The sequence below is a fragment of the Allobosea sp. genome, assembly GCF_017308015.1.
GTDB lineage: Bacteria > Pseudomonadota > Alphaproteobacteria > Rhizobiales > Beijerinckiaceae > Allobosea.
In genome coordinates this window covers 1-6,986 of sequence record NZ_JAFKFW010000056.1, presented here as the reverse complement: position 1 = coordinate 6,986, position 6,986 = coordinate 1, and the positions used below count along the sequence as shown (strand labels likewise).

Here is a 6,986-nt window from a genome sequence, read left to right as displayed (position 1 = left end):
TCCTTCGGCGGCAAGGGCGCCTTCATCGGCAAGGTCCGCGGCGACGAGCTCGGCAAGCTCTATCGCCATGACCTGACCTCGCTCGGCGTCGCTTTCGGCACGGCCGATGCGACGGAAGGGCCGGCGACGGCGCGCTCCTTCATCATTGTCACGCCCGATGGCGAGCGGACGATGAACACCTATCTCGGCGCCTGCCAGGGCCTCTCGGTCGCCGATGTCGACGCCAAGGCCGTCGAGGCCGCCGATATCGTCTATCTCGAAGGCTATCTCTGGGATCCGCCGGCGGCCAAGGAAGCCTTCCGCAAGGCCTCCGAGATCGCCCACAAGGCCGGCGGCCGCGTCGCCATCACGCTCTCCGATTCCTTCTGCGTCGACCGCTATCGCGACGAGTTCATCGGCCTGATCCGCAACCGCATGGTCGATCTGGTCTTCGCCAACGAGCACGAGCTCAAGAGCCTCTACGAGACCTCGGATTTCGACACCGCCCTGTCCTGGCTGCGTTCGGAGAACATCCTGGCCGTCGTCACCCGCTCCGAAAAGGGCGCGCTGGCGGTGACGCCGGACGGCATCGTCGAGGAACCGGTCTTCCCGGTTGAGCGCGTCGTCGATGCGACCGGTGCTGGCGATCTCTTCGCCGCGGGCTTCCTTTACGGCCTGACCTCGAACCGCGAGACGCGTGACTGCCTGCGTCTCGGCGCGCTGGCGGCAGCGGAGATCATCTCGCATATCGGTGCCCGGCCGGATGTGCGCCTGAAGACGCTGGCGGGGAACGAAGGGTTGCTTTGATCCTTCCTTCGCCTCGGGGAGAAGGTGTCTGCGGAGCGGACGGATGAGGAAGGGTCGCGTAAGCGGCCCTTTCTTGTTTCTGGTCGAGGCTCTGACTTCATCCGTCACGGCCTCGCCGTGGCCCCGCTTGGCCCGGACGGCGAAGGGAAGCACCCTCTCAGTACAGCGTCGCCTTGACCCGGCCCGGCAGCGCCTCGTCATAGGCCTTGCCGTCGAACGTCTCGACCTTCGCATTGCGCGCCGTGATATCGCGCAGGATCGTGCCGGGCGAAGGCAGGTTGCGCCGGTCGACCTGCCGCTCCGGGTTCCAGAGTTCCGCCCGCACCACTGCGCGCGAGCACTGGAAGTAGACAGCCTCGACATGAACGACCATGACGCTCGTGGGCAGCTTCCCGGACATCTCGAACTGTGAGCACAACTCAGGATCGCAGGAAATCTCAGCGCGTCCGTTCACGCGCAGCGTCTCGCCGCAACCGGGAATCATGAAGAGCATTCCGATTCGATCGTCGAACAGGATATTCTTCAATGAATCCAGACGGTTATTTCCTTTTCGGTCGGGAATCAGCAGCGTTTTCGCGTCCCGGACCGTGACAAAGCCCGGCATATCCCCCCGCGGCGAACAATCCAGCCCCTCCGGGCCGACCGTCGCGAGCACGAAGAACGGCGAGGCGGCGATCAGCGCGGCATAGTTCGCGTCGACATGGTCGATCTCCTTGAAGAGCGATGCCGGCGCCATCGGATTGGGATAGGCGCGGGCGAGATCGTCGAGCGAGGCGATGCGGTGGCTGGACATGCCGGTCTCCATGGATCGGCATATGTCTAGACTATTGTGAACGATGCGTCATCCGGTCCCGACTATCAATCTTGGGCGTCGCGAAACAGTGACCCGAGAATCTTCGGACGGGAAGATGCGGGAGTCTCTTTTCGGCATGAGATGCTCGGGTGAGGTCCGAGTTTGAGGCATGGCCTGGACCCGGCTGCTTTGGGTGCGACAAAGCCCAAAAGCAAAGCGCCCCGCATCGTCCGATGCGGGGCGCCCCGTTCTACGCAAAGCTGGCTTGCGGCGATTACTCGGCCGCGCCCTGCTTCTCGCGGGCCTTGTCGGCCTCGCGCTGGGCCTTGAGCTTCTCGGTGATGTCCTCGCCGGTGGCCTGGTCGACGACCTTCATCGAGAGGCGGATCTTGCCGCGTTCGTCCTGGCCGAGGAACTTGACCTTGACCTTGTCGCCTTCCTTGACGACGTCCGAAACCTTCTGGACGCGCTGGGGAGCAAGCTCGGAAATATGGACAAGGCCGTCCTTGGCGCCGAAGAAGTTCACGAAGGCGCCGAACTCCATGATCTTGACGACGGTGCCGTCATAGATCACGCCGACTTCGGCTTCCGAGACGATCGACTTGATCCACTTGATCGCCGCTTCGATCGACTTGCCGTCGGCCGAGGCGATCTTGATGGTGCCGTCGTCCTCGATGTTCACCTTGGCGCCGGTCTTCTCGACGATCTCGCGGATGACCTTGCCGCCGGAGCCGATGACTTCGCGGATCTTGTCGACCGGGATCTTCATCGTCTCGATGCGCGGCGCGAACTCGCCGAGCTGGCTGCGCGAGGCCGAGAGCGCCTTCGACATCTCGCCGAGGATGTGCTCGCGACCGCCCTTGGCCTGCTCGAGGGCGACCTTCATGATCTCCTCGGTGATGCCGGCGATCTTGATGTCCATCTGCAGCGAGGTGATGCCCGAGGCGGTACCGGCCACCTTGAAGTCCATGTCGCCGAGATGGTCCTCGTCGCCGAGGATGTCGGAGAGCACGGCGAAGCGCTTGCCTTCAAGGATGAGGCCCATCGCGATGCCCGCGACTGGCGCGCGCAGCGGCACGCCGGCATCCATCAGCGCCAGCGAGGTGCCGCAGACGGTGGCCATCGAGGACGAGCCGTTCGACTCGGTGATCTCCGAGACGACGCGGACCGTGTAGGGGAACTCGCCCTTGGCCGGCAGCATCGGATGGATGGCGCGCCAGGCGAGCTTGCCATGGCCGATCTCGCGGCGGCCGGGCGAGCCCATGCGGCCGGTCTCGCCGACGGAGTAGGGCGGGAAGTTATAGTGCAGCAGGAAGGTTTCCTTGTAGGTGCCTTCCAGCGAGTCGATGAACTGCTCGTCCTCGCCGGTGCCGAGCGTGGTCACGACCAGCGCCTGGGTCTCGCCGCGGGTGAACAGCGCCGAACCGTGGGTGCGCGGCAGGACGCCTGCTTCCGCGACGATCGGGCGCACGGTCTTGCCGTCGCGGCCGTCGATGCGGATGCCGTCGTCGAGGATGTTCCAGCGCACGATCTTGGCCTGGGCTTCCTTGAACTGCGCGCCGACCTTGTCCTTCGGGAAGGTGGCGACGCCGTCCGGCGCATCCGAGACCAGCGCGGCGACGACCTTGGCCTTGACGGCGTCGACAGCCTTGTAGCGCTCGGCTTTGGCGGTGATCTTGTAGGCGCTGCGCAGCTCGGTCTCACCGACCTTCATGATCGCGTCGAGGACGGCGGAATCATCCGGCGGGTTGAAATCGCGCGGCTCCTTGGCGGCCTTCTCGGCCAGGCGGATGATCGCCTCGATCACCGGCTGGAAATGCTTGTGGCCGAACATCACGGCGCCGAGCATGACCTCCTCGGTCAGCTCCTTGGCCTCGGACTCGACCATCATCACGGCGTCCTGGGTGCCGGCGACGACGAGGTCCAGAGCCGATTCCTTCATCTCTTCGATGGTCGGGTTCAGCTTGTAGGCGCCATCGATATAGCCGACGCGGGCGCCGCCGATCGGGCCCATGAAGGGCACGCCGGAAAGGGTAAGAGCGGCCGAGGTCGCGACCATCGCGAGGATGTCGGGATCGTTCTCGAGGTCATGCTGGAGAACGGTGACGACGACCTGGGTGTCGTTCTTGTAGCCTTCGACGAAGAGCGGGCGGATCGGACGGTCGATCAGGCGGGAGACCAGCGTCTCCTTCTCGCTCGGACGGCCCTCGCGCTTGAAATAGCCGCCGGGGATGCGGCCGGCCGCGAAGGTCTTTTCCTGGTAGTTCACGGTCAGGGGGAAGAAGTCGAAGCCCGGCTTCGGCTCCTTGGCCGAGACGACGGTCGCGAGCACCACGGTCTCGCCATAGGTCGCCATCACGGCGCCGTCCGCCTGGCGGGCGACCTTGCCGGTCTCGAGGACGAGCTTGCGGCCGCCCCAGATCAGTTCTTCGGTTTGGATATCGAACATGTGTTTCGTCTTTCGGTCGGGTTCGACCCGTCCGGTGCCTTCAGGCCCATGAGCAAGACGGCGAAGCGCTCGGGTATGGAAGGGAATGCGCCCGAGCGCTCGGCGATCCTGCCATGGACGTCTTGGGCGCCCGGCGGGTCACGCGGGAAGGCCGCCCCATGCGGCTTCCGCGACAGTCAGGCGGCCTCGCCCCATGGCGGTCTCACCTGAGAAGGAGCCGCCCGGAGCAGGTCGCACCGGGCGGAAACCGTCGGCTTTCGATCAGCGGCGGATGCCGAGCTTCTCGATCAGCGTCTTGTAGCGGGCCTCTTCCTTGCCCTTCAGGTAGTCCAGGAGCGACCGGCGCTGCGAGACCAGCTTGAGCAGGCCGCGGCGCGAATGGTTGTCCTTGTTGTGGGACTTGAAGTGGCCGGTGAGGTTGGTGATGCGCTCCGTGAGGATCGCGATCTGCACTTCCGGCGAGCCGGTATCGTTCGGCTTGGTGGCGTGTTCCTTGATGAGCGCGGTCTTGCGCTCGGCAGTGATCGACATCGGGATATCCTCGTGTTCGGGTTGATCTGGCGGGCCAGGCCGGGATGTCGTCCAGCAAGGTCCGAAGCCCGCGAGCCGCCTCATCGCGGAGGGGTCGCGCCGCCGGCTGGTCAAGCCGGTTGCCCGGGCATATACACGAAATCGGTGGAAACGCCAGCGTTCCCGAGTCCGGCTGGTGGTGAAGCCCTTGACGCATCGCTAGGCCGCGGCCCCAGCGCGATCATAACGCTGCTGCGCCGCCTCGACCTCGCCGATATGGGCCTCCGCCCAGAGGGTGAGCTGGTTCACCGTCTGGGCCAGCGTCCGCCCGAGTTCCGTCAGCGAGTACTCGACGGTCACCGGCACCGTCGCGAAAACCTCGCGGCGCACCAGCCCGTCGCGTTCCAGGCTCTTCAGCGTCTGCGACAACATCTTCTGCGAGATGTTCTCGATCCGCCGTCGCAGTTCATTGAAGCGCAGGGTGCCGTCGTCGAGCGCGATCAGGATCAGAACCGCCCAGGTATCACCGATGCGGTCGAGCACGCGCCGCGTCGGGCACAATGCCTGGAAAGGGTCGGGGCGTTTCAGCATGGCGGTTTCCCGGAGGTGACCATGTCGCGCGAAAGTGCCTTCTTTACGGGGCTGAGCGGCAAGGCCAGATAGGTTCCATTGGAGTGTTGGTATCCACTGGATACCACGATAAGGAGCCTCTGTCATGAAAGTCGCATTGATCGGCGCCAGCGGATTCATCGGTTCGCGCCTGCTGGCCGAACTCACCGCCCGCGGCCATGCCGTCACCGCAATCGTCCGCAATCCCGAGAAGGTCGCTGCGCTGCCGGACGTTACCGCCGTCAAGGGGGATGTCTTCGACGAGGCCGGGCTGGCCAGGCTCCTCGCTGGCCACGACGCAGCGATCAGCGCCGTACATTTCACGGCCAGCGATCCGCAGATCCTGCTCGCGGCGGTGAAGCAATCGGATGTGAAGCGCTATCTCGTCGTCGGCGGCGCGGGCAGCCTCGAGGTCGCGCCGGGCGTGAGGCTCTTCGATACCCCGGAATTCCCGGCCGCCTATCTCGACGAGGCGCGGAAGGGCGGCGTGTTCCTCGATCTGCTGAAGCAGGAGCAGGGGCTCGACTGGACCTTCCTCTCACCCTCGGCTCTGATCCGGCCGGGCGAGCGCACTGGCGAGTTCCGCCTCGGCACCGACCAGATCCTCGTCGACGCCAAGGGCAACAGCTCGATCTCGGCGGAGGATTATGCGATCGCTCTGGTCGACGAACTGGAAAGGCCGGCGCATAGCCGCCGCCGCTTCACCGTCGGCTACTGAAATTGACGCTGTAACGAAAAGGACCGCGCCTCCTTCTGGAAGCGGGGCCCTTCTGTACCGAATGGCTCGCGAGTGTGGGTCAGATCTTGCGGAAGCGTTTCTCGCCGATGCTGAGCGTGCCGCGCTTCAGCTTCCCGAGCGCGACCCAACCGGTCTCGCCCTCGAAATAGAGCTTCGAGCGATCCACCGCATAGCGGCCGACATGCCTGGCGCCGGCGGCGGGCTTGGCCTTGTGGAACTGACCATCGGGCTTGAGGTCGATCAGGATCGACCCGTCCTCGGTCTTCCACTGGCCGATCGCGGCCTGCTCGAAGGGACCGGGAGTGTCGGCGGTGTCGAAATCGATCTCGAGCGGGCGGACGGAACGGCTGGCCGGCGCGAGGCCGGAGGCGAACTGGCCGAGAGCCTGAAGAACCTGGCTGATCTGCATGGTTTTCGTCTCCCTGTGGTGGTGACGGCTGAAACCGCTTGTCGCAGACATCCCCGTCGGGACCTGTCAGCAAGCGGTGCGGCATCGATCGACTCCAGCGAGTCGGCCGAGGAAGGTCACGGATTGAATGTGCGAGGGCGGCGTCGTGATGGGGCAAAGCCCCGGCGCCTGTCACGGAAATAGGTCGATCAAGCGGCACGACAAGAGGCACCGGCCAATATTTCTCCTCGAAACGTAAGCGGCGCCCTTTTTGGGGCGCCGCTTGTGTCTTGGGTCGAGTATGGCTCGGGGGGCTGCCGCCTCAGAATTCCTCCCACCCTGAATCATTGGCCCTGCCGCCATTGGCGACCTTGCGCGGGGCGGGCATGGATTTGGACTGGACGAAAGCGGCCTCGGCGAGCTGGCGCAGCCGCTCCGGCTCGCCGGAGGTCGCCGCCGCCACCGGTCGGGGCCCCCGCACCGGCGCCTTGACCGCGCGCAGGGCCGTTGCAGTCGGCTGGGCATGAGCCACCTGGCCAGCAGTCTCGCGCCCGGTCTTGAATGCTGCGACGAGGGCGTTGAGCTGCTCGATGCGGCTGGAGAGGGAGCCGGCCGAGGCCGCGCTCTGCTCGGAGAGGGCGGCGTTCTGCTGGGTCATCTCGTCGAGATGGGCGACGGCCTGGCTCATCTCGTCGATACCGTTGGCCTGCTC

7 protein-coding genes and 1 pseudogene are annotated in these 6,986 nt (G+C 65.3%); 2 read left to right on the top strand and 6 right to left on the bottom strand.

The window, feature by feature from the left end; all coding sequences use genetic code 11:
- On the top strand, positions 1-786 hold a 786-nt coding region (locus tag J0I42_RS23955; RefSeq protein WP_291658690.1), incomplete at its 5' end, for an adenosine kinase.
- Between the two features lie 157 nt (positions 787-943).
- On the opposite strand, the gene J0I42_RS23950 is transcribed toward J0I42_RS23955, so the two are convergent.
- The 4 genes from J0I42_RS23950 to J0I42_RS23935 form a co-directional block, all read right to left on the bottom strand.
- Positions 944-1,579 (bottom strand): pyridoxamine 5'-phosphate oxidase family protein, encoded by a 636-nt coding sequence (locus J0I42_RS23950; RefSeq protein WP_291658689.1) that lies wholly within the window; start codon positions 1,577-1,579, stop codon positions 944-946.
- Positions 1,580-1,853: 274 nt separating this feature from the next.
- Positions 1,854-4,028, bottom strand: coding sequence for a polyribonucleotide nucleotidyltransferase (gene pnp, locus J0I42_RS23945; protein ID WP_291658687.1), 2,175 nt, complete (start codon positions 4,026-4,028; stop codon positions 1,854-1,856).
- Positions 4,029-4,289: 261 nt separating this feature from the next.
- Complete coding sequence (rpsO, locus tag J0I42_RS23940; protein ID WP_061966650.1) at positions 4,290-4,559, bottom strand: 30S ribosomal protein S15; 270 nt, start codon at positions 4,557-4,559, stop codon at positions 4,290-4,292.
- Positions 4,560-4,757: 198 nt separating this feature from the next.
- Positions 4,758-5,129 carry a winged helix-turn-helix transcriptional regulator gene (locus J0I42_RS23935; protein ID WP_291658686.1) on the bottom strand — a complete coding sequence of 124 codons (372 nt, stop codon included), beginning with the start codon at positions 5,127-5,129 and terminating at the stop codon, positions 4,758-4,760.
- Between the two features lie 124 nt (positions 5,130-5,253).
- Between J0I42_RS23935 and J0I42_RS23930 the strand changes: the two genes are divergently transcribed.
- Positions 5,254-5,865, top strand: coding sequence for an NAD(P)-dependent oxidoreductase (locus J0I42_RS23930; protein ID WP_291658685.1), 612 nt, complete (start codon positions 5,254-5,256; stop codon positions 5,863-5,865).
- Positions 5,866-5,944: 79 nt separating this feature from the next.
- On the opposite strand, the gene J0I42_RS23925 is transcribed toward J0I42_RS23930, so the two are convergent.
- A complete protein-coding gene (locus J0I42_RS23925; protein WP_291658684.1) occupies positions 5,945-6,295 on the bottom strand; it encodes an Atu4866 domain-containing protein in 351 nt (116 codons plus the stop codon).
- 301 nt (positions 6,296-6,596) lie between these two features.
- Positions 6,597-6,986 (bottom strand): annotated as a pseudogene (locus tag J0I42_RS23920) (hypothetical protein); the annotation flags it as partial.